The sequence below is a fragment of the Saccharopolyspora mangrovi genome (assembly GCF_035320975.1).
Classification (GTDB): Bacteria; Actinomycetota; Actinomycetes; order Mycobacteriales; family Pseudonocardiaceae; genus Saccharopolyspora; species Saccharopolyspora mangrovi.
On sequence record NZ_JAWLNX010000014.1, the window covers coordinates 126,816 to 152,976 of the forward strand.

Here is a 26,161-nt window from a genome sequence, read left to right on the forward strand (position 1 = left end):
CGGATGGGTCGGGCAGCATCGGTGGGCCGGTCGCCGAGCGAGTGGGTGCCTGCGACTGAGCCGGACTGGACGGCTCGAGTCCCACGGATCGCGGCCGGAACACTGGTGTGCATCGCGGCCCTGTGCGCCCTGGCTGCTGTCGGAGCGGCGTTCCGGAGCGGGATGCAGCCGGTGCGCGAGTTCATCGACCTCGTGCTGTTCCCCGCTCCTGCCAACCTCGGATATGCGGCCTTCCTGCTGGTGCTGGCAGGGGCGTTGGGGCGCCGCAAGCGCATCGCCTACTGGATCCTGCTGCTGGTGCTGGCTTTGCAACTCGTCCTGTCGGGACTGGTGCTGCTGATCATCCTGGCGGTCCCGTGGGAGCCGGGTTTCGTCGAGCAGGTGCTGCCGAGCAGCTTGTGGTGGTCGCTGGGTGCGAACGTGCTGCTCACCACGACCGCGATGGTGGTGCTGGGGTTGGCCTCGCGGCAGTTCTACGGACGGGTGCAGCGTGCCAGCGTGCCCAAGGCGCTGGTGATGTTCGCCGGACTCGCCGCGGTGTTCATCGCGCTGGGCTACGGACTGGTCACGGTGTTCCCAGGCTCGTTGCACGACCCGGCTGACCAGTTCAGCTGGACGGTCGAACGAGTCCTGGGAGGTGCGGTGACCCTGGACATCACCCGCGCCGGGGAAGCCCCGGGCTGGGTGAACCTCGTGCTCGGCACGTTCGGGATGGCCACGCTGATCGCCACGCTGGCCGTGCTCTTCCGATCCCAACGCACCGCCTCGGTACTGCCTGCTGCCGACGAGCGCCGAGTGAGGAGGTTGTTGGCCGATCACGGCGAGATCGACTCGTTGGGGTACTTCGCAACGCGGCGGGACAAAGCGGTGCTCTTCTCGGACAGCGGCAAGGGCGCCATCAGTTATCGCGTGGTCGCAGGCGTCTGCTTGGCCAGCGGTGATCCGCTCGGTGACCCCGAAGCGTGGGGGCCGGCGATCGAGCGATGGCTGGGGATGTGCCGGGATTACGCCTGGCGGCCGGCCGTGATCGGCGCCGGCGAGCGCGGGGCCCGCGCCTACGCGCGGGCCGGCTTGAAGATCCTTCGGTTGGGCGACGAAGCGGTTCTGGACTTGTCCACCTTCAACCTGGAGGGCCGCGAGATGCGGCCGGTGCGCCAGGCGGTGAACCGGTTGCACCGCGCCGGGTACCGGACGCGCATCCGCAGGCAGGAGGAGATCTCGGCGGAGGAGATGGCCGAGGTCGCCCGCCGTGCTGATCGGTGGCGGGGAGGCGACACCGAACGCGGCTTCTCGATGGCGTTGGGCCGGTGGGGCGACCCGGCCGATGGCGATTGCGTGCTGGTCGAAGCGGTGAACACCGACGGTGAAGTGTGCGCGATGCTGTCCTTCGTGCCGTGGGGACGCACCGGCCTGTCCTTGGAAGCCATGCGCCGAGCGCCCGAGAGCGACAACGGGCTGGTGGAGTTGATGATCAGCTCCCTGGCGCGTTCGGGAGGGCATGGGCGCGGTGCGACGCCCGCGGGCCTCCAGCGGCTCTCGCTGAACTTCGCGGTCTTCCGCGAGGTGTTCGAGGGGGGTGCCCGGTTGGGTGCGGGTCCGGTGCTGCGGTCCTGGCGCGGGATCCTGCTGTTCTTCTCGCGCTGGTGGCAGTTGGAATCGTTGTACCGCTCGAACGCCAAGTACCAGCCCGACTGGGTGCCTCGGTTCATCGGTTTCGGCGATCGGCGCGATCTGGCCCGAGTCGGGTTCGCCTCGGCGGTGGCCGAGGGGTTCGTACCCCTGCTCGGTTCGAGTGCCACCGCCATCCCTGCCGCGGCCGCACCAGGTGAGGACCGGATGCCGGTGACCGAGCCGCACGAGCAGGAGCCGCCTCGGCGATCGGTCCCCGAACAGATGCGGATTCGCCTGGACACGGTCGCCAAGATCCGGGGAGCCGGGGGCGATCCGTACCCGGCGCAGGTCCCGCGCACAGATTCCTGCGCGGAGATCGTCGAACGGCACGCCGGAACCGCACCGGACACCCGCACGGGCGAACGCACCGCGGTCACCGGCCGAGTCGTGCTGATGCGCGACCACGGGCGGTTGTGCTTCGCCACCTTGCGCGATTGGTCCGGGTACCTGCAGACCATGTTCACCACCTCCGACACGGGCACGACTCGGTGGCGAGCTTGGAAGAACGAGATCGACATCGGCGACCAGGTCTCGGTGCAGGGCGAGGTCATCACCACTCGTCACGGCGAGACCACGGTGTTGGCCGATGATTGGACCTTGGCCTCCAAATGCCTGCGTCCCCTGCCGGACAAGCACGCCGGTCTCACCGATCCGGAGACCCGATCCCGAGCGCGCTCGGTGGACCTCATCGTCGGCACCGAAGCCCGGGACATGTTGCGCGCCCGCTCGGCCGCCTTGCAGGCGTTGCGCTCGACGCTGACCGACCACCGGTTCCTGGAGGTCGAGACGCCGATCCTCCAACCCGTGCACGGTGGTGCCTCGGCGCAGCCGTTCCGGACTCACATCAACGCCTACGACATGCCGCTGTATTTGCGCATCGCCCCGGAGCTCTACCTGAAGCGGCTGTGCGTGGGCGGGGTGGAACGGGTCTTCGAACTCGGACGCACGTTCCGCAACGAGGGGGTTTCGGTCCGGCACAACCCGGAATTCACGATGCTGGAGGCCTATCAGGCCCACGCCGATTACACGGTGATGCGGCAGCTGTGCGAAGAGCTCGTGCAGGCTGCGGCCACTGCTGTGCACGGGGCGCCGGTAGCTCGGCGGCGGGGTACCGGCGATCATGCCGAGGAAATCGACCTGTCCGGAAGCTGGCCGGTGATCACCGTGCACGAGGCGTTGTCCTCGGCGTTGGGGGAGGAAATCACCCCGGAGACCCCGCCGGGACACTTGCGGTCGTTGTGCGAGCGGACGCAGGTCTCCTGCGATCCGGACTGGCCACGTGGCGCGTTCGTGATCGAGCTCTACGAGCGCTTGGTCGAACGCCACACGACGCGCCCGACCTTCTACACCGATTTTCCCGTCGATGTTTCTCCGCTGACCCGCCCGCACCGCCACGACCCGAGGCTGGCCGAACGTTGGGACCTGGTCGCCTTCGGCGTGGAGATCGGAACCGCCTACTCCGAACTCGTCGATCCGATCGAGCAGCGCCGCCGTTTGACCGAGCAGTCGTTGCAGGCGGCCGGTGGTGATCCGGAGGCGATGGAGCTGGACGAGGACTTCCTGCGCTCGTTGGAATTCGCCATGCCGCCCACCGGCGGACTCGGGCTGGGAGTGGACCGCCTGCTGATGTTGCTCACCGGTCGGCCGATTCGGGACACGTTGCCGTTTCCACTGACCCGTCCGCGTGGCACCTGACCGCTCGTGAACGACGTGTGGCCGCACGAAGCCGCGTTCCGCGACGATGCGGGAGTGCGGCCGTCGTTCCTCCGTCCTCGAGCGCTGCAATCGCAACTCGAGCGGTAGCCCATCCGACCGGGACGCCGGTCGGATGGGCTCTGGAACCTCACTCGACGAGAGCTGGTTCCCGCGTTCCCGCTGCGGTGCTGCTCGTCGCCGCGCGGCGGGCGCGGACTTCGACGACGAGCAGTACCAGGACCAGGGCGGCCAGCACGGCACCGATCCACGGGATGGCCGCGTAGCCGTATCCGGCGGTGAGTGCGAGGCCGCCGAGCCAGGGGCCGAGGGTGATGCCGACGTTGAACGCGGCGGTGCTTCCGGCTGCGGCGAGGGTCGGCGCGTCCGGGGCGATGCCGAAGACCCGGGAGTTCAGCGCCGGGTTCACCCCGAAGCCGGTGAAGCCGAGCAGCACGGCCAGGACCACGACCGGCACCATCTGTTGAGAGAACACGGCGATGAGGACCGAGACGAGCAGGAGTCCGGTGAATCCGGCCGCGAGGACGCCGATCGGGCGGGTGTCGGCGGCGCGTCCGCCGAGTGCCATCCCGACCAGCGCGCCGATTCCGTAGCCGAGGAGCACCAGCGGCACCCAGCGGGCGTCCATGCCTGTGTTCTCGACGAGCATCGCGGCGAGGTAGGTGAACGTCCCCAGCAGCGCGGCGGTGGACACCGACGTCATGGCGTACGACAGCCACAACCTCGGCACTGCGAGGCCGCGCAGCTCGTCGCGGACCCGAGGCGCGTTCTGCGGCGTGATGTCCGGGACCTTCGCCAGCACGCCGATCATCGCCACCGCGGACAACGCGGTGACGACCCAGAACGTGCCTCGCCAGCCGAGGTTCTGGCCGATCCACGTGCCCGCGGGCAACCCGATCACGGTCGCCACGGTCAGGCCACCGGCCACGACGCTCATCGCTCGCCCTCGCCGCTCCATCGGCACCAGCGCCATGGCTGTGCTCGCCGCCACTGCCCAGAACCCGGCGTAGACGAACGCGCCGATGAACCTCGACACCAGCAGCACGTGATATCCGGGCGCGAGAGCACCGGCGATGTGCGCGAGCACGAACAGCCCCAGGAAGAGCAGCAGTGCGCGGCGCCTGCGCCATCGCAAGGTCCCGACCGCGAGCACCGGCGCCCCGATCAGCATTCCGAGCGCGAAGCCCGAGACCAGGAGCCCGGCCTGCGAGATCGTGACGCCGAGATCCGATGCGATCTCGGGCAGCATCCCGGCGATCATCAACTCGCTGGTCCCCTGGGCGAAGATCGCGAAGCCGAGGACCGCGATGGCGATCGGCATCACAACGTCACCTCGCCAGTCGTGCCGACCGGTGCTCCCGTCCGGGCGGCTCGGCGATCGAGCCGCCGGGTGGTCGCCTGACCTGCGCCGAACCCCGACGCTGTCCTAGCAGCCAGCTTTCTCACAACACCCTCAATTCGCTAGCGGTCGCTACAGAAATAGGACCCTAGCACGATCTCTAGCGACCGCTCTAAAATGTGGGAATGGCGACGACACGCGGACGGCCGCGCTCCTTCGACCGGGACGCGGCGCTGGACAAGGCGGTCCAGCTGTTCTGGAGGCGAGGCTACGAAGGCACCTCGGTGCGCGACCTCGCCGAGGACTTGCACATCGGCATGCCGAGCCTCTACAACGCGTTCGGCGGCAAGCAGCAGCTGTTCGTCGAGGCGCTCGACGCCTACGACAAGAAGTACGGCGGGTTCCTCGACCGCGCCCTCGCCGAGGAACCCACCGCGGAGAAAGCGGTGGCCCGCGTGTTCCGCGAGGCCCCCGAGCGCTACACCCGGCGCAGCCTGCCGACCGGTTGCCTCGTCGTCAGCGGGGACAACGGCACCGATGACCCCACCGTCACGCGGGAACTGCGGCGGATGCGGGCCGAGAAGGCCGACGCCTTCGCGGCCAAGATCCGCGGCGATGTGGCCACCGGCATCCTCCCCTCGGACACCGACGCAGTGGCGCTCGCCCGCTACGTCATGGCGGTGCTCAGCGGGATCGCCCAGGCTGCCCGCGACGGCGTCAGCCGGGAGGAACTGCGCCGCACTGCCGAGGTCGCCACCCGAGCATGGCCCTGATGTGGAACTTCAGCCTTCGGCCACACGCGTGCGAGCGGAACGATCCCGAAGCGGCGCGTTTCCGGCCGTGACCGAACGCCGACGGAACTAGCGTTGCAGGGCCCTCGCAACAGCACGCCGTTGCACCACGGGAAGCATGTCAGCGTCGTCGAGCCCCGTTCTTGCGAGCAGCTCAGGCGGACGCGCCCTGCAGGACCAGCCTGATCCCGGGCTGAGAACCGTTCGCCGCAGCCCCGGGCTGCCGGGGCTGCGGCTTGGCGCGTTGAGACGCCGGTTCGGAGCAACCCGCGGGGTTGCTCCGAACCTGTCGCCGCGGCTCAGGCCGCGGCCGCGACCGGCTGCGGAGCCGCCGCCGGACGCCCGCCCTCGATGACCTCCAGCGCGGGAACCTCGCGCCGGGACTTGCGGTCCAGGCCGCTCGTCACCAGGGCCAGCGCCAGGCCCACCACGGACAGCAGGACGCCCACCAGGTTCGGCGACAGCAGCCCGAGCCCGTGGGCGATCACCAGACCGCCCGCGTAGGCACCGATCGAGTTCGCGACGTTGAAGGCGGACTGCAGCGCTGCGGACACCAGCGACGCCTGCCCACCGGCCTTTTCCATGACCAGAGCCTGCATGATCGGCGCGACCATGAAGCCGACGGCCCCGATGGCGAAGACGGTCACCGCGGCCGCCGCCTTGTTGCCGGAGGTGATGGTGAACAGGCCGAGCACGACGGCGACCCCGATCAGCGCGGCGTATACGCCGGGCATCAAGGCCTTGTCGGCGATCCAGCCGCCCAGGTAGTTGCCGACCGTCATGCCGAGCCCGGCCAGCGCCAGCAGCAGCGTCACCGCGGTCGGCGAGTACCCGGACACGTCGGTGAGGATCGGGGTCAGGTAGCTCAGGCAGGCGAAGGTTCCGCCGAGGCCGAACGTGACGATCGCCAACGCCAACCAGACCTGCGGCGACCGGAAAGCGGCGAGCTGGTCGAGCGCGGCGGACTGTCCCGGCTCGGGGCGACCCTGGTCCGGGACCAGGCGCACGATGGCGGCGACGGCCACCACACCGATCGCGGCGACCACGGCGAAGGTGGCCCGCCAGCCGAACTGCTGGCCGAGCAGCGTGCCCAACGGCACGCCGACGACGTTGGCCAGCGTCAGGCCCATGAACATCATCGAAACCGCCTTGGCCCGGCTACCGGTGCCGGCCAGGCTGGCGGCCACCACGGCACCGGCGCCGAAGAACGCGCCGTGCGGCAGTCCGGCCAGGAATCGGAGGGCCACGCCGACGCCGGCGCTCGGCGCCAGCGCGAACAGCGCGTTCCCGGCGGTGAACAGCCCCATCGTCATGATGAGCATGGTCTTGCGCGGCAACCGAGCGCCGAGGATGGTCAACGCCGGAGCGCCGACGACGACGCCGAGCGCGTACCCGGTGATCAGGTGCCCGGCGGTCGGGATGGACACGCCGAGCTCGCCGGCGGCCTGGGGGAGCACGCCCATCATGACGAACTCGGCGGTGCCAATACCGAAAGCGCCAACGGCGAGCGCGAGCAGCGCGAAGGGCACAGTTCTCCTCTCGGGGAAGCAGACTCTGCGAGCAGTGCGGGGAGGATTCAGATCACCGATCTCGGGGAACCGACGATCTGTATCGATACAGAACGAGGCCAAAAGCAAAGACAGTCGACCAAGCGGGACTCACGCTCTCGGCTGTCCTGATCCCAGTCTCGACACCGAACCACCCGATGTCCAACCAGAAGACCGTGAATCGAAACACTCCGTGCGCGAAGCCCCACCCCGCAGCCACCCATACGAGTGAAGAACAGTCGCCGCCGGTTCCCGCAGTAGCACCCCGTCACCACACAACACTGGTCTGCGGATGGGCCGGTGGATCTCGAGGATCTCGCCCTGCGCGACCTGCTGACCGGGCTGGCCAAGCGTGCCTCGCTGGAACTCGAGCAGATCGAAGCTGAACACGACGCCTCCGAGAACCGCGCCGCCGCCACCCATTCGCAGAGCTGGCCTAACCAAGACGAGGGGCGATTCGCCGGCGTGTGGAAAGCGCACCGGCAAATCGCCCCTCGGTCCGGAGCGGATCGAGGTGCCCGACCTGTGGTTCACATGTTCAGGGCGCGGTTGATGCGGACGAGGTGCTCGGAGTCCGGGTTCGCTCCACCGCCGCCGATGCGCTCGGTGATGGCGGCGACGGCGAGGTCGCGCCGCTTGGGTGCTCGCTCGGCGTCGGCGGTTGCCAGTGCGTTGGGCATCTCGTCGTGGGTGAGGTCGGTGCAGTAGCCGGGGGTTCCGGGCTGCTGGCGCCAGGATTCGGCGAGTGTTCCCGCGTCGAAGCCGTCGAATCCGGTGTCGTCGACGAGCCGCATTCCGATTTCGCGGTGGCGGGGGTCGTCGGCTGCGACGGGGATGGAGATGCGGCCGGGGGTTCCGGCAGGTGCGCCCTTCTCGGCGAACGAGGCCGCGCCGATCGCGTTCCACGCCTTGACGATGGGGCGGGCGAGTTGTTCGGCGACCCACAGGCTTTCGATCTGACCGGCCTCGATCGCCTCGATCTTGGCGTCGCGGGCCGGGTAGTAGTTCGACGTGTCGATGATGACCGCGTCGGATGGTGTCTCCGCGATCACCGGTGTCAGCTGCGGAATGCGGTTGAGCGGGGTCGAGAGGATCACGACGTCGACGTCGACCGCGGCCTGGGCTGCGGTAACAGCACGTGCTCCGGAGGAGAGCGCGTCCGCGTCTATCGTTTCGGGGCCACGTGAGTTGGCCACCTTGACCTCATGCCCGGCTGCGCTCAGCTTGCGGCTCAGGGTCTTGCCGATGTGGCCGACACCGATGATGCCGATCTTCAACTGTCCCTCCTTGGGAATCATGCCGACCCACCGGATGAATCGGCTGCTCGTCGGGTTTGCGGTATCCGTGTTCGACGAACTCACGGGGCTGCTCAGAGACTCAGCGTCGTCGGAGTGCGGCTGGCGCTCCTGTTCGCCACCGGTGGCATGCGCCCTCCCGAACCAGGTCTCTCAGCGGCACCGAACTCGAAGCGGACGCCACCTCCGGATACATCCCAAGAATAAAACGGAGGCAGCATCCGGTCGAAGCGAGGTCCTGTCCGCTCGCGCGTGGCGGTGCGTCGAGCTCGTAGTGGCCGAGCGCTCGGTAGAACGGCAGCTCCGCGATGTCGTGTCCACTGAGTTCGGCGTAGCGCTGGGCGAGCTCGCCCGCGGCGGGGAACCCGGGGTTCGCGCTCGGTGCGTGCCGGATCCCGAGCACGGGTTCGGGGACCGGGTGCCGGTAGGCCTGCAGCAGGGGCCGAGGCGGCAGCCGGAGTCGTTTCGTGTGAACACCATTCCCGTGTCAGCGGCTGAAAAACTCTGCTGTGGGCAGATGTGTGAGAACTCGTGCGGGCCGCTACTCGGTTGGTTCGCGGTACCCCGACTCGATGAGGGTGCGGAGACGGCCGAGCGATTCGGTGTCGAGGTCGGCCGCGCCCATGGTCCAGGCAACGGACACGGCAGCGAGGAACAAGTCGTACCCGGTCACCGCGTCACGCACGTGCCCATCTTGCTGGGCGGCGCGGACGTAGTCGTCGGTGGCTTTGACGAGGATGTCGCAGGGGATGGTGAGCGGGTTGTCCGCGTCCTGCGCTCTGGCTGCGGCCATGAGTGGTTCAGGCAGGCCGCTGAAGGAGCTGAAGTAGTCCTCCATGGCTCGTAGCCATTGCCGCAGTGCCTCGGCGGGGGCGTCGATGTGGTCGATGTCGGCGCGGCGTTGTTCCAGCTCGGCGGATCGCGTCTGCAGCACGGCAGCCAGCAGGGCTTCACGGGTGGGGAAGTGGCGGTAGAGGGTGCCGGGGCCGACACCGGCGTCCTTGGCCACCGCCTCGAGCGAGGCGCCGACGCCGTGGGCGAGGAAGTGCCGCTGCGCCGCGTCCAGCAGCGCGGCGCGGTTGCGCTGGACATCGGCTCGGGGCTTGCGCTCCTGCTTGTCCCCCATCTTGCTCTCCAGATCGGTTTGAACCGGATTTACCCTCCGGATATTATCAGGAGCAAAGCGGAGGCTACGTCCGAATAGTCTGCTCGGGTGTCGTCGACGACGGGCCTTGACTGGCCTGAGCCGGTGGGTTCAGGCCGACGATGACTTGTCGGTGATCAGTCGGCGTCTGGGTGGTGGAGGCTGCGGTTGAACTCGACGAGGTCGTCCAGCGTGGGTGTGGTCAACGGGTCCGCTTTGCGCGAACCGGGTGCGCAGCGGCGTCACGGGAGGAGCGGTCTCCGAGGCGGCCGGATCATCGCAGCGGACAGGCCGCTGAAAACGCCTGCCCGAGCTTCACAATGCTCAGAGGATTTCCAGCGGTGTTGCCCGGTTCGGCGCTGGGAAGTGCGCATCGAGCTCGGCGAGATCGTCCGCCGACAACTTGATCTCCAGCGCCGCGTGGTTCTGCTCGACGTGCTCGCGAGTCGCAGCTTTGGGAATCGCGCACAGGCCGTCGCCAGCCAGGACCCAGGCCACGGCGATCTGTGCGGGCGTGGCCCCGTGGCGCTCGGCGACCCGCTCCAGCACCGGATCTCCGAGTACGCGACCTTGTTCGATCGGTGAGTACGCCATCACCGGCAACTCCCGCTCCCGGCACCACGGCAGCAGGTCGAACTCGATCCCGCGCCGTGTGAGGTTGTAGAGCACCTGGTTGACCGCGCAGCCGCTGCCGCCTTGCGCCCACAGCTCCTGCATGTCGTCGGGGTCGAAGTTGCTGACCCCGAAATGCCTGATCTTGCCGCTGTCGCGCAATTCCTCGAACGCTTCGAGCGTCTCGGACAACGGTGTTCCGCCCCGCCAGTGCAGCAGGTAGAGGTCGAGGTGGTCGGTCCGCAACCGACGCAGGCTGCGCTCGCACGCCTCGATCGCGCCCCGCCGGTCGGCGTTGTGCGGAAACACCTTGCTGACCAGGAAAACCTCGTCCCGCCGACCGTCGATCGCCTCGCCTACCACTTCCTCGGCGCCACCACTGCCGTACATTTCCGCGGTGTCGATGAGACCGATGCCGAGGTCGAGTCCGTGTCGCAGCGCCGCGGTCTCGGCCGCGCGGTCCGAACCGCGCTCGCCCATGCCCCAGGTGCCCTGCCCCAACACGGGAAGGTCGCCGCCGGACGGCAGTCGCAGGTGTCGCATCGTTCGCACTCCGTTTCGCGTTGAACAGGCTGGGCCGGGCGCGAACATGAGTTTAGGCAACGTGCCGCCCGCCCACGCGGTAACCACAGGGACGGTGATCCGCAGCCGGGTGCGAGGAGTTGCCGTGACCGGCGCCCGCTTCCTGCATGGCGAGCACGGCGTTGACCACCAGCTTCACACCCCGGCTCGCCGCGGTTACCTCAGCCGTAGAGCACTTTCCCGAACGTGGCGACCTGAATGACCACGTCGGCCACCTCGGCATCTCGATTGGCCACGTCGGGCCCCTGGGATAGCAGTGCCTGGCACTCGCGTTGTACGACGTCCTCGACCTGGTGGGCGCCACCGCTAGCGATCTTCCGCACAGCCCGGAGCACGTCGTCGTGCGTGATCACGTGCTGGGAGATTTCGGTCTCTGCGCTTCCGAACGCGAATTCAGTGAAAGCCAGCGTCCAGGTGTCCGCATCGATGTTGTCGGCCGGGTGCTCATCGACGCGATACCACGGGAACCCCAGGGCGCCGGAACCGATGAATATGTCGAGGGTGTCTTGAGCGGAAATTGTCACTGGCTGGGTCCTTTCAACAGTTTCACCACGGTGATCTGGGCGGGTGGGGACTCAATGTTCACCGGTGCTCCAGTGCCGCCAAATACAATGACGCGTACCACGAGGCCGAACGCAACGCTGTGTGCATCCCCGCGATGTCGGCGACCGCATCTGTCCACGTTTCTCCCGCCCGGGTGCTCTCGATCAACGTGCGTTCGGACAGCTCCAGGGTCAATTCAGCGAGAGTCACCACTGTTTCGTTCACTCGGCGTGCAAGCGCGGCTAGGTCATCGAGCGACTCCGTTCGCAGACGTGGGTCGCCCGCGGCCGCCGCTAGCGAGTCACGAGCCAGACTCACGGCTTCTACGGGGTTGTCGGGGGGAGTCGGGGAACTCATCCCGTCGGGATACTCCGCCACGCGTGTACCCGGCGAGCGGGCGCGCCCCTACCTTCTGGAAATCGCCCACTCAGAGCAGCGGCCGTCTGCTGACGTGTCACCATTTGAAATCTTGGGGGTATCCGGTTTCGGGGCGGCTCTCTATGCTCTTCGTCGGGCGTGGCAGGCCCTGAGGGGGTGGGCCTCGTGCCCGGGTCCTGTCGTGCAAAATGCTCGCCCCCGATAGGTTTGATATCGGGGGCGAGCATCTTTTTCTGCGCCACGCGTACCGCCACGCTTGCACGATCCTGGGCGGCCTCCTGCAAGGCTTGCTGTTCGGTTTCGTCAACGAGCACGGCCCCACGAACGCAGATGTGATCAACAGCATCCCGATTGCCGCTGAAGAACGCAGTCGAAATCCGACATCGCGAAGCTCACTTGGTCGACGCGGTGCGTATTCAGCGGGGCGCGCAGCGGATCGGCGCTGAGTTCGAGGTTCGGTCTGTGCTGAACTGGCAGCACTCTTGTGCTGCGATGCCGATGTGGACGGGCTTCGCATCAGTTTCGGCAGTGTCCCCTCCGAGAGCTGTTGATCTGGTGCTCTTCGTTGCGCGCCGTGGTCGTGCCCATTAGCTTTCTCTGTGATTCGCGGCTCTCGCGAGCTGTTCCCCGTCATGGGGAAGAAAACCCTGGAGGTGCCATGCCGCTGTGGCGGGTGCGTGATTTTCACGACGACGATCTGGACCAGGCGATCCACATCTGGGACCAGAGCCGCGAAAGCGGTGAGCCGGTGTTCTCCGCAGCCGAGGTGGTGTCGATGGCGCGGGCCGGTCACCCGGCGATGGTGGCGGTCGTGGAGCACGACGTGGTCGGCATGGCGGCGGCGAAGGTGGAAGGGGAACGGGCGTGGCTGGCGTTGTTCGCCCTCGACCCCAGGTGGCGGAACCGTGGCATCGGAAGCGCGTTGCTGGATGAACTGGAGAAGAAGCTGCGAGGCCAGGGCGTGCACCGCATCTCCAGCCTCGTTCCAGAAGGTGCCGCCGGGTTCAAGGCAATGGTCAACTCCGGTTACCGGCCCCGCACCGACCTGACCTACTTCGAGAAGGTCGAGCACCTCGACCCGGTCGAGTTCGGGGTGCTCGAGGAGCTGGGCGGGCAGTTGCTGCCGCCCGGCCGGTGGGAAGCGCTGGCCGGGATGACGCAGGAGAAGGACATGATCGAGCGTCGCGTGGTTCTTCCGATTTCGCATCCCGTGCAGGCCGAGCGGCATGGTGTGCTGCCACCGAAGGCGATCGTGCTGTTCGGGCCGCCGGGCACCGGCAAGACCAGCTTTGCCAAGGCGATCGCTTCCCGGCTGAACTGGCCGTTCGTCGAGTTGTTTCCCTCGCGGCTGGCCGGGGCTTCCCCGGACGGGTTGGCGGCGTCGCTGCGCGCGGTGTTCGCCGAGCTCGAGGAGCTCGACGACCTGGTCCTGTTCATCGACGAGGTGGAGGAGATCGCGGGTACGCGCTCCACGCCCGCCGCGGGTCCTGCGCACGGCGTGACCAACGAGCTGCTCAAGTTGATCCCGGGCTTCCGCGAGCACGACCACCGGCTGTTGGTGTGCGCCACCAACTCGGTGAGTTCGCTGGACTCGGCGTTCTTGCGGCCGGGCCGGTTCGACTACATCATCCCGATCGGACCGCCGGACGAGCCCGCAAGGCGGGCGATCTGGTCGCGCTACCTCGGGCCGGCGCGCGAGAACGTCGACCTGGATGTGTTGGTCAAGCGCACGGATCTGTTCACACCGGCTGACATCGAGTTCGCCGCCCGCCAAGGCGCCCAGACCGCGTTCGAACGCGACGTGCTGCACGACGACAGCACCATGGCCACCACCGAGGACTACCTGCGGGCGGTCACCGACGCACGCCCCACGCTGACGGCCGAGGTCATCGCGGAGTTCGAGCAGGACATCGAAAACCACACCCGACTGTGACCGATGTGCTGGCGCAGGGTCTGCCTGTCGGAATGAAGTGCAGGCACATGCTCATTCCCACGCGGGACGGTCCTGCGGAGGACCGGAGGATGTTCGATTCCCGCGCAGCAGGGAATGACCCCTCGCCATTCCGGCCCAGCTGGGAGCGCGTTGGCCAGCATTAGGCGGAACCTGTCCGAATCGGCTCGAGCATCGCGGCCGATTCGGACGGGCTCTTGAGGTCGTGCTCAGCAAAGTTGCCAGCTGAGTGAGTGGCACACGCCGGGATGTGCCGCGCGCGGCAAGCAGCTCGGCGCCTTCATCCACCGACATCTGGGATCGCGGCTTGCGAGGCGATTCTGGGGCCAGATCAGGTGGTGAGGTCGGCGATCCCGGCACTCCTTGCTGTGGCCGTTCCCTGCCCATGATCGCATCGACCTCGTCGACTGTTCCAGAGCGCGCCGCAGCACCGGTGGCGTCACGCGAGGTCGGCGAGGTATTCCCGCACGTCACGACGCGTGCGCAGCATGACGACATGGATGTGCGCGGCATGCTCGTCGAGCGTGGCCAGCAAGCGCGGTCGATGGCGGTTGGGAAACGACCAGATGTAGCCGAGAAACCCCCAGGACCAGCGCTCCGGGCATCCCGGAGCCTGGATCGACTGGCCCCAGTGCCGCAGCACGCGCCGCAGGGCCTGCGCCAGGCATATCCGCCGAGGCAAGTCCAAGACGATGACGGTGTCGGCCCGGTGTAGGCGCACGTCGAGCGTGGACCAGTAGTTTCCGTCCGCGATCCATCCGGGGTGGGCATCGAGCAGCACTGCCTGCTCATGCCGCCATTGCTGGCGTGGCGGCCGTCGCCAGCCGGGCCTCCAGTAGTGCCGGTCGAGGGAGATCACCGGGATTTCCATTCGACGCCCCAGCTCACGCGCGAAGGTGCTCTTGCCCGCCCCGCTGCTCCCCACGACAGCGATCCGCTGCGGCTGCCCGGACGTGTTGTCCACCGTCACTGCCGCCAACCTGTCATACCGGGCGTCTCGGCAAGCCAGCCGTCCCGGCCACCCGAGCGTTGAGGCGCATGCCAGCTGGACGCATGGGAGTCATTCACCATGTCTCCTCCCTCTTCCGTCTCTCCTGCGTCGCCATCGCAGCTCCGCGCTGGTTGCTCACAGCGTGCGCCAGCGCACGACGCTAGTGCCTACGCATGATCTGGCATGAATGACTTGGACCTAGCGGCTCTTGTTCCTGGATTCTCCACTGAGGGGTCCTTCGGATGCCCTCTAAGGCCAGTCGACGCGATGAAGCGCCACGACGAGGACGGACCATGCGGTCAGCACGGCTATTGACCCACATCGTGAGGACATGCTCATAATGTGAGCCACACCGATCCGATGCAACGAAGCATGAATGGACGGACGACTGTCATGGCGGACTCAATGATCTTGATCAACACGGCGGTGGCGATCACCGCGATCGTCGTGTTGATCGTGCGATTCCGGCTCAGTCCGGTGATCGCCCTGGTACTAGGCGCTTGCTACCTGGGGCTTTCCACCGGGCTCGGGGTCGAGAAGACCGTGGACACCATTGCCGAGGGGTTCGGCGACGTCATGGCCGACATCGGCCTGCTGATCGCCTTCGGTGTGCTGCTCGGTGCCCTGCTGCGCGAGTTGCGCGCGATCGAGCGGCTGGTGGACGTGTTGTTGCGTGTCTTCGGGCCAAAGCGCGTGCCCTACGGATTCGCACTCACCATCTGCACCGTGCTCCAGTCGATCTTCCTCGATGTGCTGCTGGTGATCTCGGGTCCGCTGGCGCGGAGCATCGGAAGTCGGTTGGGCAGCCTGGGCAAGGCCCGCATGGCGACCGCGCTCGCGATCAGCCTCGAGTGCGGAATCGTGTTCACGGTGCCCGGCGCGGCAGCGCTCGCGCTTGCCTCACTGTTGGACGTCTCGCTGGGCAAGTACCTGCTCTTCGGTCTGCTGGTCGTGATCCCGACCGTCGTCCTGGCCATCGCAGTGATGAGCTTCTTTTTCGCCCGAGGTTGGTGGAACGCAGACGTCGACGAACTCCCCGAGACCGACCTGGATTCGACCGCTGCCGTCGGCGTTGGCGGGCCGGGAACCGCTGCCGCGACTGAACTTCGCAAGCCTCCCTCTCTGCTGCTCCTGTTCAGCCCGCTGTTCGGAGCTCTGCTGCTGATCGCAGCCGGTGCGTTCGCCGAAGTGCTGGAATGGAAGAACCCCGTCCTCGAACTGCTGGGCAGCCCGATCCTGGCGTTGCTGCTCGGCGTGGTCGGTACCTGCCTGGTGGCGCGCAAGGTCCTCGGACAGCCCACTGTCGAGAAGGCGCTCGGGGCGGGGCTTCGCGACAGCGGACAGATCCTCCTGCTCAACGGGGTTGGTGGATGTCTGGCCGCGGTGATCGCGGCCGCCGGGCTGGGTGACATTCTCGGGGGGTACTTCTCCGCGAACAGCTGGGCGCCGCTGCTGTTGGTCTGGTTGATGGCCGCGGTGCTGCACGTCGCGGTCGGTTCCGTGACGATCTCCGCGATCACCTCCGCGGGGTTGCTGGCCCCGGTCGCGCCCGTGCTCGGACTGGACCCGGTGCTCATCGCGCTGGCAGCAGGCGCCGGTTCGCTGTTCTTCGTGCACCTGACCAGCAACACCTTCTGGCTGTTGCAGTCGCTGTTGGGTCAAACCACCAGGGGGACGTTGAAGACCTGTTCGGTTGGCGTCTCGGTGGCCTCGGTCATCGCGATGGGACCGATCCTCGCGCTCAGCGCGTTTCTGTGACCGCGGAAAGGAAATCCATGCACATCGACGAGGATCGCCTGCCCTTGGCCGGCATTCGGGTTCTCGAGTTCGGCAACTACATCGCCGGTCCCACCGCAGGCCGCGTGTTGGCCGACTTCGGTGCCGAGGTGATCAAGGTGGAACGTCCCGAACGCGGCGACGAGCTGCGAACATGGCGGCTCTACCGGGGCAGGGTCTCGATGTTGTTCCACACGATCAACCGCAACAAGAAGTCGATCGTGCTCGACCTGCGCAGCCCCACCGGCCAGGAGATCGCTCTCGATCTCGTGCGCCAGTGCGAGGTCGTGATCGAGAACTTCCGCCCCGGGACCCTCGAAAAGTGGGGCCTGGGGCCCGAACAGCTCGAAGCGGCCAACCCCGATGTGGTCCTGGCCCGCATCTCCGCGTTCGGGCAGACGGGCCCGCTCGCGGATCGGCGGGGATTCGCCGCGGTCGCCGAGGCTTATGGCGGTCTGCGCCATCTCGTGGGCGAACCTGACCGGCCGCCATCGCGCGTAGGGGTGTCCATCGGTGACTCGATCGCTGGGCTCCACACCGCACTCGGGGTGGTGATGTCGCTGCTCCAGAAGGCGTCACGCGGGAACTCACCTCGACGTTCCCCGCTCGCCTCGCGGACTGTCGACGTCGCCCTCCACGAGGCCGTGTTCTCCATGATGGAATCCCTCGTCCCCGATTACCTGGCGTACGGAACGCACCGCGAACGCGTCGGTGGCCGCATGGAGGGCATCGCTCCCACCAACGCCTACCAGTGCGCCGATGGGCACAGCGTCGTCGTCGCCGGCAACGGTGACTCCATCTTCCGCCGCTACATGAGAGCCATCGGACGCCCCGAACTCGCCGACGACCCTGGCCTTCAGGACAACGCCAGTCGTTGGAACCGCCGAGACGAACTCGATGCGGCCATCGAGGAGTGGACCCGCACGCTGTCCCGTGACGAGGTGCTGCGCACTCTGGACGAGGCCGGCGTTCCAGCCGGCCCCATCAACACGGCGGCGGACATCTGCGCCGAGGAGCAGTACCGGGCCCGCGGGATGATCCAGCCGTTGAAGGTCGACACCGGGGCCGAACAGCCCTCGGAGATCGGGTTTCCCGGCGTCGTGCCCGTGCTCGGCGGGGAGTCCCTCCCGCTGCGCAACCCCGCTCCGGAGCTCGGCGCGCACACTCGCGAGGTGCTGGCCGACTTGCTGGGCAAGGACGACCGCGAGATTGACGAGGTTCTGGACGAGATGGAGCAGCGCGTTGCCTGAGCACGCACAACATTCCGCGATCGCGATTCGCGACGTGACCCTGCGGGACGGGCTGCAACTGACGGGCAAACCGCTGAGCACCGAACGCAAGCTCGAAGTGGTCCGGGAACTGCTCGAACTGGGAGTGGATTCCGTCGAGATCGGTTCGCTCGCCCGCCCAGACCTCGTTCCTCCCATGGCCAACACAGTCGAGGTCATCGAGAACCTCAGCGCCGAGGAACTGGCGCGCTGCTGGGTGTGGGTGGCCACCCCGCGCCACATTGAGCGGGCCGCCGCCGCGGGCGCGGTGAACTTCCAGTACTGCCTGTCGGCATCGGACAAGCACAACCAGGTCAACATCGGCCGCAGCACCGAAACGAGCCTGGAGGCCATGCCCGAGGCGGTCGACCGCACCAGGGCCGTCGGCGGGCGGATTCAGCTGTGCATCGCCACCGCTTTCACCTGCCCGTTCGACGGTGCCGTGCCGGAGCAACGGGTGCTCGACATCGCCCGCGATCCGCGCACCGCAGGCGCGGCCGACATCGTCCTCTGCGACACCCTCGGGCAAGCAGTGCCGGCCCAGGTCAGCGGTTTGGTGCACCAAGTCGCCGACACAACCCCGCCTCGCCGAATCGTCTACCACGGGCACGACACCTGGGGTCTGGGCGTGGCGAACTCGCTCGCCGCAGCTGCTGCGGGCGCCAGCGAGGTCGACGGGGCGCTCGGTGGCCTCGGCGGCTGCCCGTTCGCGCCCGGCGCCAGCGGCAACTCCGCTACCGAGGACTTGTTGTTCGCGCTGCGTCCCGGTTGGCTCGCTCCTTCGTCGTTCGCTCGTGTGGTGGAGCTGTCGACCGGGCTGCTCACCGAGCTCGGCGAACCGAACCGCTCTCGTGCCACGCAGGGCGCGCGGTCGAGCGCGACGGCGTTCCCGTGGGCCACGGGAGAGCAGGTGAGCTGCCGATGAGCCGGTTCCTGGTCACCGTGCGCCTCCCCGAGCCCGCGATGACGATGCTGAGCGAAGCCGGACACGTCGAGGTCCCGGCGCACCGACTCACCCGTGCCCAGCTCACCGATGCGTGCGCGTCCCGCGAGTACGACGTTGTCGTCCCGCAACTGACCGACACCTTCGACGACTCACTCCTGGCATCCGCCGCGATCCGGGGGATCTCCAACTACGCCGTCGGCTACGACAACATCGATGTTGCTGCCGCCACCCGGCACGGCATCTTGGTGGGCAACACGCCCGGCGTCCTCACCGACGCCACCGCCGACCTGGCGATGCTGCTGATGCTGGCCACCGCGCGCCGCTGCGTCGAAGCCGATGCCTTCCTCCGAACTGGACGCTTCACCGGCTGGGAACCGGAACTGCTGCTCGGCTCCGATGTCACCGGCGCGGAACTAGGCCTGGTCGGGTTCGGCCGGATCGCGCGGGCCACTGCTCAACGAGCGCTCGGGTTCGGCATGACCGTCCGCTATGCCAGCCGGCGGCCGGTCCCGGACAGCGAACTGGGCGCGCTCGCCGGGCGAGTGCAGCGCGCACCGCTCGACGAGCTGGTGCGCGACAGCGACATTCTGTCCGTGCACGTACCCCTCAACGAGGAAACTCACCACCTCGTCAACGCCACCACGTTCAAAGCGATGAAACCCAGCGCCATTCTGATCAACACCGCGCGCGGCCCGATCGTCGACGAGAGGGCGTTGGTGGATGCCCTCCGCGACGGCGAGATCGCCGGCGCCGGGCTCGACGTCTACGAGCGGGAACCCACTGTCGTCGATGGACTCGCAGATCTGCCCAACACCACCTTGCTCCCGCACCTCGGCAGTGCCACGCGCCCGGTCCGAACCACCATGGCACGGCTGTGCGCGGCGAACGCCATCGCGATGGCCCGTGGTGAACGACCCCCACACCTGGTCAATCCGGAGGCGTGGCGAGCATGAAGGTTGTCGTGGCCCCGGACAGCTTCAAGGATGTACAGCGCTGACGAGGTGGGTGCGGCGATCGGGCGTGGACTCGCCGACGGAGGCGCTCATCCCGTCCTCGTGCCGGTTGCCGACGGGGGAGAGGGCACCATCGAAGTGCTCACCGGTGGGCGAAGGCCGGCTCGACTCGCAGAGCACCGATGGGAAGATCATCGCAGCCCTGCTGGCCAGAGCGTCGCGCCTCCGTCGTTTCGCAGTCGTCGGCTCGGTCGGTGATGATCTCGCTGACATGGCCAGCGAGTTCGACCAGGTGCTCGTCGCCAGCGACGAATCCGCGAGGGTCGAGGCGGGGAGAGCCATCGCGTTGCGACTGCGCGCATCTGCTGCGAGGCGGGGTCAGCTGGGGTAGCGGCCGCCCATCGCACGGGTGATCCGCTCGGCGTGCTCCACCACGGGATCGACCAGGCCGAGGCATTTTTCGTAGGGCAGGCGCAGAGTCGGACCGTGCACCATGACCGCACCGACGAGCTCGCCCGTCGAACCGAACACCGGTGCCGACACCCCCGAGGCGCCGTCGACTCGTTCCCCGACCGTCACGGCGAAACCGTCCGAAGCGGTCCTGCTGACGAGTGCGCGAAGCTCTTCGGGGTCGGTCACGGTTTCGCTGGTCATCCGAGGCAGGTCCTCGAGGAGCACCTCGTCCAGCAGCCCCGGTGACCAGGCGAGCAGAACTCGCCCCGCCGAGCCGACCGTCAACGGAAGAACCGTGCCGACACTCATCGCACGACGCAGCGCATGCCGAGTTTCCGCCACGGCAACGCACACACGCTGGTGCCCCTCGACGCGGAACAAGCACGCTGTCTCGCCGGTGACCTCCCGCAGCTCCCGCAGCACATCGTTGACGATCGACAGCACATCGAGGTCCTTGCCCGCGGCCGCACCCCAGTACGCCATCCGCACGCCCACCCGCACCCGGTCATCAACCCGATCCAAGAAACCATGAGCGACCAGGTTGGACACCAACCGCTGCACCGTTGACTGCGGCATACCCGTTGCCTCCTGCAGCTCGCGCAGCGAAAGCTCCGGCTGACGCAGTGTGAACGCATCCAGGAGAGCGACGATCTTGCCCAGCACGAGCAACGGTCGCCCCCCGGCGTCACCGTGTTCCTTTGCTCCGGTTTGAGCGGACGAATCAGTGCTCATCAGCTCCACAATACCGGCGACATCCTCCCAACCGCGGCCCGATGCGCCCCTGGGCCGCTGCACCATCGACATGCTGATCTGCTGGCGGCAACCTCAAGCCGAAGGGCACTTGAGATGCGCATTCGCGTCGAAGTTGGTCACCTCGCCTGTCGACGAGCATCGGGAAGTCCCGAGAGGGCAGCAGTCGCCGTACCAACGACTTCAGCGAGCCACCGCGGCCGAGTTACTCGATGAGCGGGATCTCGAAGCGGTCATCTCCGGTGTCGGCACGCAGACCTGGACCAGGGTGCCTGCCAGGTCGTGTGACGAGGGCAGTTGATCACCGGTCGCGGCTGTGGGAGTTCGACGCTGGTTGGTCCTGTTGGTCACGAGCCGGTGGCACGCGGAGCGCACGGGGCTGGGGCGGCGTGCCGGCTGATTTTCCGGCCGCGACGCAGGGTCTATTCGTCTGGTCGGGCCTGCGGTGCGCTGCCCTCAGTGCCAGTCGAGTAGTCGGGCCGGGTTGTGGTTGCGGACGCGTTCGATGTCGGCTGGGGTGTCCAGCACGGTGGCGGGCTCGTGGAGGAGTTGGTCGTAGCGTCGGTCTCGCTCGTATCGGGTCCAGGGCCAGTCGCTTCCCCAGAGCAGTCGTTCGACGCCGGCGTTGTCCTTGATCTGGCGTGCGGCGGTGGTGGCCGCACCGGCGGGGCTGCGGTAGAAGCCGGAGAGCTTGATCCACACGTGGGGGAGTGTGGCGAGGTCGAGCACCCGCTTCCACTGCGGGTCTTCCTGGCCTTGGGGCAGGCCGACGTGGTCGATGACGACGGGGCTCGGCCAGCGGCGGAGGTGTGGTGCGAGGGTGTCCCACTGCTCGCCGCTGGCTTGGACTTCGAGGTGCCAGCCGAGGTCGGCCATCCGGTTGGCGAGGGTGTCCCAGCCGGGTCCGCTGGGTGCGGTGGTGGCCGTGCCGACGAGGTTGAGCCGGATGCCCCGCACTCCGGCGTCGTGCATGGCCGGCGCGGCTCCGGCGGCGGCCGTGGGGTGGCCGGTGTCGACCACGATGACCCCGCGGAACCGGTCAGGTCGCTCGCGCAGGGTCTCCAGCAGGTAGGTGTTGTCGGTTCCCAGGAAGCTGGGCTGCACCAGCAGCGCCTTGCCGACGCCGTGCGCATCGAGAACGTCCAGGTAGTCGTGCCACGTCGCGTCGTAGTCCGGGGTGTATCGCCGTCCGGGCGTGAGCGGGAGGCCGCGGTGGAAGACGTGCGCGTGGCTGTCGACGGTGGTCACGCACCGATCGTAGCTCCCGGCGGAACATAACTCTAGACATTTAAAGGTTTAGAGGTAATCATGCTCGTCATGACAACGCCGTCCCCTCTCGGCAGGCAGGCGCTCGAGCGCGCCGATGCCCGACTGCCCTTGCACGCCAGACTTCGCGAGGAGCTGGTGGGCCGCATTCGCTCCGCGGAGTGGACGCCCTTGGCTCCGATTCCGTCCGAGGCGGAGTTGGCGTCCTACTACGAGGTCTCGGTCGGCACCGTCCGGCGAGTGCTCCAGGAGCTGGTCGACGAGCGGATGCTGGAGCGGCGCCGAGGGGATGGCACCTACGTCCGCCGTGCGTCGATGGATCGCTCCCTGTTCCGGTTCTTCCGGCACGGGGGAGAGGACGAGTCGGTGCCCGGCAGCCGCATCCTGCTGCGCGAGGTGCGCCAGGCCGATGCCGAGGTGGCCGCAGCGTTGGCCGTCGAGGTCGGCTCGCAGGTGCTCCACCTCAGCCGACTCCGGACCCGGGCCGATGAGCCGCTGCTGGCCGAGGAGATCTGGTTGCCGCTGCCCCGTTTCAGCGCGATCGCCGACGCCGACCTCTCCGAGCTGGGAGATCTGCTCTATCCCGCCTACGAGCGGCTCGCGGGCCAGATCGTGGGCGGAGCGAGCGAGGAACTCACCGTGGAGCGGTGCGACTCCGCGACGGCCGAACTGCTCGAGCTCGACGCGGGCGAGCCCGTGGTCGCCATCGAACGACTGGCCCGTTCCCACGACACGACGCCGCTGGAGCTGCGCCTCAGCCGCGGCCGGGCCGACACCTTCCGCTACCGCGTCGAGCTGACCTGACCGGCACGCGCATCCCGAACCTCTGAAAGGTGAGCAATGTCCGCTGACCTCATTTCCGTGCTCGTGCTGGTCGCGATCTTCGCGGTCGGCACCTGGCGGCCCGTGAACATGGGTGCGGTCGCACTCGTCGCCGCGTTCTTACTGGGAACGGCCTACTTCGGGCTCGACACCGATGACATCGCGAGCGGGTTCCCGGCGTCGCTGTTCATCACGCTCGTCGGCGTGACGTTCCTGTTCGGACTCGCCCGCGCGAACGGGACCGTTGATTGGCTGGTCTCCGCATCGGTTTCGGCGGTGCGGGGCAGGGTCGTCCTGATCCCGTGGGTGATGTTCTTGCTCGCCGCGATCATCACCGGCATCGGTGCGATCAGCGCTGCGACGAACGCGATCCTGGTGCCGATCGGTCTCGCCTTCGCCCAGCGGTACCGGATCAATCCGATGCTGGTCGGCTTGTCGATCCTCAACGGCACCAATGCCGGCGGGTTCTCGCCGATCGCGGTGTACTACACGATCGTCGAAGGCGCGCTGGACAAGGGGGGCGTGCAGGTCACCCCCACGACGATCTTCCTCGCCACGTTCCTGTTCAACCTCGCGCTCAACCTGGTCGCCTTCACGATCTTCGGCGGCTGGAAGCTGTGGGGCCGCACCGAGCAGGCCCAGCCGGACGAGGACGGCAGCACCGACGACGCCGGTGCGGGCGGAGCGACGACGACCCTGGTGGGAACGCGGCAGCGGATCGGTGTCGATGCCCGGATCACGCTCGGCCTGCTCGTGGCGCTGGTGATCGGCGCTGTGGGCTTCGACCTCGACGTCGGCTTCCTCGCGTTGACCGCCGCTGTGCTGCTGATCGTCTTCTTCCCCGCGCACGCGAAGGAGGCCGCTTCCGGGATCGCGTGGAACGTGGTTCTGCTGATCGGCGGGATCGTGACCTACGTGTCGATGCTGCAGGAGGTCGGCGTCGTCGACAGCCTCGGCAACGCGGTCGCGGGCATCAACGCGCCGCTGCTGGCGAGCCTGCTGATCCTGCTCGTGGGTGGGCTGGTGTCCGCTTTCGCCTCCACCAACGCGATGTTCGGTGCGCTCGTGCCGCTGACCGTGCCGTTCGTGCTCGTGGGTGATCTGAGCGCGTTCGCGATCACGGCCGCGTTGTGCGTCGCGTCGTCCACCGTGGACTCCAGCCCCTTCTCGACCGGTGGTGCGCTCGTGGTCGCCAACACCGAGAAGAGCAAGCAGGACAAGGTGTTCCGGTCCCTCATGGTGTGGGGCATGTCGATGATCGGCATCGCCCCGATCGCCGCCTGGCTGATCTTCGTCCTCCCGGCTTCCTGAACGCTGGGATGACGACGCTGGCCGATCACAGGCCTCGCGTCGACGCGCCCTGCTTGACCGTTCAGTTGGTCAAGCAGGGCGGACGTTCTTGACCGGTGTGGAGTAGGCGTGCCTTGAAGCTAGGCGTTATGACCTGGTCTGCGGGCCAGCGAAACTCGTTCCTAGGTACGGGCGGTCGTGCGCATGCCGGGGAGTGGGTGATGTCGACCACGAGGCGAGCGATACATCCAGCTGACGTGGGCCGTGCTGCACGCGCTCGGCAAGGCCATCGCGCTGTCGGGACAAGGAGCCGCACGCGGACTCGCCGAGCACTGGGGAAGCGCTGAAGTCACGCACCCGACTTCGCACGTGTTGGCGACCGACTCGCTGATTCCTCCGAGCACGTTCATCAGCCCTGCGCGAAGGATTCAGCCGAGGAGTCGTTCCAGACGAGCAGTGACCACGCGATTGAGAAGGCCGGCCAGCGTCAAACCGGCAGGGACGCCGTGGGCGTCACGCGGATGACTTGGCCGTGTGCTGTTTATTGCCCTTCGGCCGGGGCTATGCCTGGGTGGCCAGTTCGACATACACCGGAGTTCCGGAGGGTAGTGCCGTGAGCAGTGCACAGGCCGAACGAGCGGAAGCCGCGAGGCTTCCCGAGGGTGATGTGGTTCGTATCTTGCTGGAGCAGCACGCCGAGATCCGCGACTTGTTCGCGGAGGTCAAGAGCGCGCAAGGTGAGCAGAGGAAGCAGCGGTTCGACGAGCTGCGGGCCCTGCTGGCGGTCCACGAGACCGCCGAGGAGGTGGTCGTGCGGCCCACGGCCAAGCAGACGGTCGGCGAGGTGGAGGCCGATGCCCGCAACCACGAGGAGGAGGAAGCCAACCACGTCCTCTCCGAGCTGGAGAAGATGGACGTCTCCGACCCGGACTTCGCCGCCAAGCTCGACTCCTTCGAGCGTTCCGTGATCGAGCACGCTGAGCACGAGGAGCAGGAGGAGTTCCCAGCCCTGCGGCGGGGCTGCGGAGAGGACCAGCTGCGCGGCATGGGAACCCGACTGCAGGCGGTCGAGAACATGGCGCCCACCCATCCGCACCCCAGTGCTGCGGGCTCCCCGGCCGCCCAGGCGCTGACGGGTCCGTTCGCGGCCATGGTCGACCGCGTCAAGGACGCACTCAGCTCCCGGTGATGACTTGACGCCCACCGTTGGACATGAAGCGTTCCCGCCGGGACCGCCGCTCTCGGCGAACACGTTCCCCTGCTGGCGGCGCTCCTGGGCGCTGCACCTCTTCGAGTGAGGGGCGCGTGCCGCGCTCCGCGCGGTGTCCAGCGTTCCTGGCAGCGGCGCGGTAGTGCGAGGAGGGTGCGAATGTGCCGCCAAACCCCGGTGATGTGGACGTGGGCGGGTTTGGTGCTGGGAGCGGGCCTGGGCGGGTTCGTGGACGGCATCGTTGCGCACCAGTTGTTGGAATGGCATCACATGCTTTCCGGATGGTATCCGGCCGCTTCTGCGATGCGGATCAACATGGTTGCCGACGGCCTCTTCCACCTGGCGTGCCTGCTGTCCGTTCTCGTCGGCATCGGCCTGCTGGCGAGCTCGGCCGTCGAGTCGTCGCCCGGTGCGGGACGCAAGCTCGTGGGCTGGATGCTTGCGGGGTGGGGGTGGTTCAACCTCGCCGAGGGCCTCGTGAACCACCAACTGCTCGGCATCCACCACGTGCGCCCGGGGCCGCATGAACTGGCCTACGACCTCGGATTCCTCGCACTGGGCATCTTGCTCATCGTGGGCGGTTCCTTGTTGGGCCGCGCGCGTGGCCTGGAGCGTTGAGCGCAGGGCCTTCCGATGTCGAACGATGTGCCCGCACGGAGGGCTAAGTACAAGGACGTGATCATGGGCGTCGAGATCGAGGAGATCAGTGAGCATTTTGATCATCGGGTCCAGCCACTGGCGTTGGCGCACCACCTCGGTCCGCGTGACCGCGGCGGTGTCGACGAGAGCGGCGTCCTCGATCGCCTGCGCGCGCTGACCCACCATTTCCCAGTACAGGTGACCTCGGTGGCGTGCACGTACGCGCGGCGC

General features: G+C 67.7%; 22 protein-coding genes. 13 read left to right on the plus strand and 9 right to left on the minus strand.

Features of this window, described 5'->3' with window-relative positions; genetic code table 11:
* Positions 1 to 3: 3 nt before the first annotated feature.
* Complete coding sequence (lysX, locus tag R4I43_RS20320; RefSeq protein ID WP_324267244.1) at positions 4 to 3,366, plus strand: bifunctional lysylphosphatidylglycerol synthetase/lysine--tRNA ligase LysX; 3,363 nt, start codon at positions 4 to 6, stop codon at positions 3,364 to 3,366.
* 148 nt (positions 3,367 to 3,514) lie between these two features.
* Here lysX and R4I43_RS20325 read toward each other — a convergent pair whose 3' ends face one another.
* The gene (locus R4I43_RS20325; protein WP_324267245.1) at positions 3,515 to 4,705 is read right to left on the minus strand and encodes a Cmx/CmrA family chloramphenicol efflux MFS transporter; all 1,191 of its coding nucleotides are present in this window, start codon (positions 4,703 to 4,705) and stop codon (positions 3,515 to 3,517) included.
* Between the two features lie 203 nt (positions 4,706 to 4,908).
* Here R4I43_RS20325 and R4I43_RS20330 point away from each other — a divergent pair, with 203 nt between their 5' ends.
* Positions 4,909 to 5,496: a TetR/AcrR family transcriptional regulator gene (locus tag R4I43_RS20330; RefSeq protein WP_324267246.1), complete on the plus strand. Its 588-nt coding sequence runs from the start codon at positions 4,909 to 4,911 to the stop codon at positions 5,494 to 5,496.
* A gap of 317 nt (positions 5,497 to 5,813) precedes the next feature.
* Here R4I43_RS20330 and R4I43_RS20335 read toward each other — a convergent pair whose 3' ends face one another.
* From R4I43_RS20335 to R4I43_RS20355, 5 genes are all read right to left on the minus strand, one after another.
* A complete protein-coding gene (locus tag R4I43_RS20335) occupies positions 5,814 to 7,043 on the minus strand; it encodes an MFS transporter (protein ID WP_324267247.1) in 1,230 nt (409 codons plus the stop codon).
* A 548-nt stretch (positions 7,044 to 7,591) separates the two neighbouring features.
* Positions 7,592 to 8,338 (minus strand): NADPH-dependent F420 reductase, encoded by a 747-nt coding sequence (locus tag R4I43_RS20340; RefSeq protein ID WP_324267248.1) that lies wholly within the window; start codon positions 8,336 to 8,338, stop codon positions 7,592 to 7,594.
* Positions 8,339 to 8,897: 559 nt separating this feature from the next.
* Positions 8,898 to 9,482, minus strand: a complete 585-nt coding sequence (locus tag R4I43_RS20345; RefSeq protein WP_324267249.1) for a TetR/AcrR family transcriptional regulator — start codon at positions 9,480 to 9,482, stop codon at positions 8,898 to 8,900.
* Between the two features lie 342 nt (positions 9,483 to 9,824).
* Positions 9,825 to 10,655 (minus strand): aldo/keto reductase, encoded by an 831-nt coding sequence (locus R4I43_RS20350; RefSeq protein WP_324267250.1) that lies wholly within the window; start codon positions 10,653 to 10,655, stop codon positions 9,825 to 9,827.
* Positions 10,656 to 10,855: 200 nt separating this feature from the next.
* Positions 10,856 to 11,218: a hypothetical protein gene (locus R4I43_RS20355; protein ID WP_324267251.1), complete on the minus strand. Its 363-nt coding sequence runs from the start codon at positions 11,216 to 11,218 to the stop codon at positions 10,856 to 10,858.
* A gap of 971 nt (positions 11,219 to 12,189) precedes the next feature.
* Between R4I43_RS20355 and R4I43_RS20360 the strand changes: the two genes are divergently transcribed.
* On the plus strand, positions 12,190 to 13,548 hold the full coding sequence (locus R4I43_RS20360) for an ATP-binding protein (protein WP_324267304.1): 1,359 nt from the start codon (positions 12,190 to 12,192) through the stop codon (positions 13,546 to 13,548).
* 457 nt (positions 13,549 to 14,005) lie between these two features.
* Here the strand turns inward: R4I43_RS20360 and R4I43_RS20365 are convergent, their stop codons facing one another.
* Positions 14,006 to 14,536 carry a P-loop NTPase family protein gene (locus R4I43_RS20365; RefSeq protein WP_324267252.1) on the minus strand — a complete coding sequence of 177 codons (531 nt, stop codon included), beginning with the start codon at positions 14,534 to 14,536 and terminating at the stop codon, positions 14,006 to 14,008.
* 363 nt (positions 14,537 to 14,899) lie between these two features.
* Between R4I43_RS20365 and R4I43_RS20370 the strand changes: the two genes are divergently transcribed.
* The 6 genes from R4I43_RS20370 to R4I43_RS34350 are packed head-to-tail and all read left to right on the plus strand — an operon-like array spanning position 14,900 to position 19,891.
* Positions 14,900 to 16,315 carry a GntP family permease gene (locus tag R4I43_RS20370; protein WP_324267253.1) on the plus strand — a complete coding sequence of 472 codons (1,416 nt, stop codon included), beginning with the start codon at positions 14,900 to 14,902 and terminating at the stop codon, positions 16,313 to 16,315.
* Between the two features lie 17 nt (positions 16,316 to 16,332).
* The gene (locus tag R4I43_RS20375; RefSeq protein ID WP_324267254.1) at positions 16,333 to 17,583 is read left to right on the plus strand and encodes a CaiB/BaiF CoA transferase family protein; all 1,251 of its coding nucleotides are present in this window, start codon (positions 16,333 to 16,335) and stop codon (positions 17,581 to 17,583) included.
* Entirely contained in the window at positions 17,576 to 18,526 is a 951-nt protein-coding gene (locus R4I43_RS20380; RefSeq protein ID WP_324267255.1) for a beta/alpha barrel domain-containing protein, read from the plus strand. Before R4I43_RS20375 ends, R4I43_RS20380 begins: the two co-directional genes overlap by 8 nt.
* Positions 18,523 to 19,500: a 2-hydroxyacid dehydrogenase gene (locus R4I43_RS20385; protein ID WP_324267256.1), complete on the plus strand. Its 978-nt coding sequence runs from the start codon at positions 18,523 to 18,525 to the stop codon at positions 19,498 to 19,500. The genes R4I43_RS20380 and R4I43_RS20385 overlap by 4 nt, the downstream gene beginning before the upstream one ends.
* A gap of 30 nt (positions 19,501 to 19,530) precedes the next feature.
* A complete protein-coding gene (locus R4I43_RS34345) occupies positions 19,531 to 19,758 on the plus strand; it encodes a glycerate kinase (RefSeq protein ID WP_407691277.1) in 228 nt (75 codons plus the stop codon).
* Positions 19,649 to 19,891: a glycerate kinase gene (locus tag R4I43_RS34350; RefSeq protein ID WP_407691278.1), complete on the plus strand. Its 243-nt coding sequence runs from the start codon at positions 19,649 to 19,651 to the stop codon at positions 19,889 to 19,891. Before R4I43_RS34345 ends, R4I43_RS34350 begins: the two co-directional genes overlap by 110 nt.
* On the opposite strand, the gene R4I43_RS20395 is transcribed toward R4I43_RS34350, so the two are convergent.
* Positions 19,879 to 20,757 carry an IclR family transcriptional regulator gene (locus R4I43_RS20395; protein ID WP_324267258.1) on the minus strand — a complete coding sequence of 293 codons (879 nt, stop codon included), beginning with the start codon at positions 20,755 to 20,757 and terminating at the stop codon, positions 19,879 to 19,881. The genes R4I43_RS34350 and R4I43_RS20395 overlap by 13 nt on opposite strands.
* 402 nt (positions 20,758 to 21,159) lie before the next feature.
* The gene (locus R4I43_RS20400) at positions 21,160 to 21,951 is read right to left on the minus strand and encodes an amidohydrolase family protein (RefSeq protein ID WP_324267259.1); all 792 of its coding nucleotides are present in this window, start codon (positions 21,949 to 21,951) and stop codon (positions 21,160 to 21,162) included.
* 69 nt (positions 21,952 to 22,020) lie between these two features.
* On the opposite strand from R4I43_RS20400, the gene R4I43_RS20405 reads away from it, so the two are divergent.
* The 4 genes from R4I43_RS20405 to R4I43_RS20420 all read left to right on the plus strand — a co-directional run bounded on the left by R4I43_RS20405 (position 22,021) and on the right by R4I43_RS20420 (position 25,909).
* Positions 22,021 to 22,773, plus strand: a complete 753-nt coding sequence (locus tag R4I43_RS20405) for a GntR family transcriptional regulator (RefSeq protein WP_324267260.1) — start codon at positions 22,021 to 22,023, stop codon at positions 22,771 to 22,773.
* A 36-nt stretch (positions 22,774 to 22,809) separates the two neighbouring features.
* On the plus strand, positions 22,810 to 24,102 hold the full coding sequence (locus tag R4I43_RS20410) for an SLC13 family permease (protein ID WP_324267261.1): 1,293 nt from the start codon (positions 22,810 to 22,812) through the stop codon (positions 24,100 to 24,102).
* Between the two features lie 592 nt (positions 24,103 to 24,694).
* Complete coding sequence (locus R4I43_RS20415; protein WP_324267262.1) at positions 24,695 to 25,270, plus strand: hemerythrin domain-containing protein; 576 nt, start codon at positions 24,695 to 24,697, stop codon at positions 25,268 to 25,270.
* Between the two features lie 180 nt (positions 25,271 to 25,450).
* A complete protein-coding gene (locus R4I43_RS20420; RefSeq protein ID WP_324267263.1) occupies positions 25,451 to 25,909 on the plus strand; it encodes a DUF2243 domain-containing protein in 459 nt (152 codons plus the stop codon).
* The last annotated feature ends 252 nt before the right edge of the window (positions 25,910 to 26,161 follow it).

Coding starts and splice junctions, on each gene's coding strand:
- lysX (WP_324267244.1), top strand. CDS start 4: ATGGGTCGGGCAGCATCGGTGGGCCGGTCGCCGAGCGAGTGGGTGCCT.
- R4I43_RS20325 (WP_324267245.1), bottom strand. CDS start 4,705: ATGCCGATCGCCATCGCGGTCCTCGGCTTCGCGATCTTCGCCCAGGGG.
- R4I43_RS20330 (WP_324267246.1), top strand. CDS start 4,909: ATGGCGACGACACGCGGACGGCCGCGCTCCTTCGACCGGGACGCGGCG.
- R4I43_RS20345 (WP_324267249.1), bottom strand. CDS start 9,482: ATGGGGGACAAGCAGGAGCGCAAGCCCCGAGCCGATGTCCAGCGCAAC.
- R4I43_RS20350 (WP_324267250.1), bottom strand. CDS start 10,655: ATGCGACACCTGCGACTGCCGTCCGGCGGCGACCTTCCCGTGTTGGGG.
- R4I43_RS20375 (WP_324267254.1), top strand. CDS start 16,333: ATGCACATCGACGAGGATCGCCTGCCCTTGGCCGGCATTCGGGTTCTC.
- R4I43_RS20385 (WP_324267256.1), top strand. CDS start 18,523: ATGAGCCGGTTCCTGGTCACCGTGCGCCTCCCCGAGCCCGCGATGACG.
- R4I43_RS34345 (WP_407691277.1), top strand. CDS start 19,531: ATGTACAGCGCTGACGAGGTGGGTGCGGCGATCGGGCGTGGACTCGCC.
- R4I43_RS20395 (WP_324267258.1), bottom strand. CDS start 20,757: ATGTCGATGGTGCAGCGGCCCAGGGGCGCATCGGGCCGCGGTTGGGAG.
- R4I43_RS20405 (WP_324267260.1), top strand. CDS start 22,021: ATGACAACGCCGTCCCCTCTCGGCAGGCAGGCGCTCGAGCGCGCCGAT.
- R4I43_RS20410 (WP_324267261.1), top strand. CDS start 22,810: ATGTCCGCTGACCTCATTTCCGTGCTCGTGCTGGTCGCGATCTTCGCG.
- R4I43_RS20420 (WP_324267263.1), top strand. CDS start 25,451: ATGTGCCGCCAAACCCCGGTGATGTGGACGTGGGCGGGTTTGGTGCTG.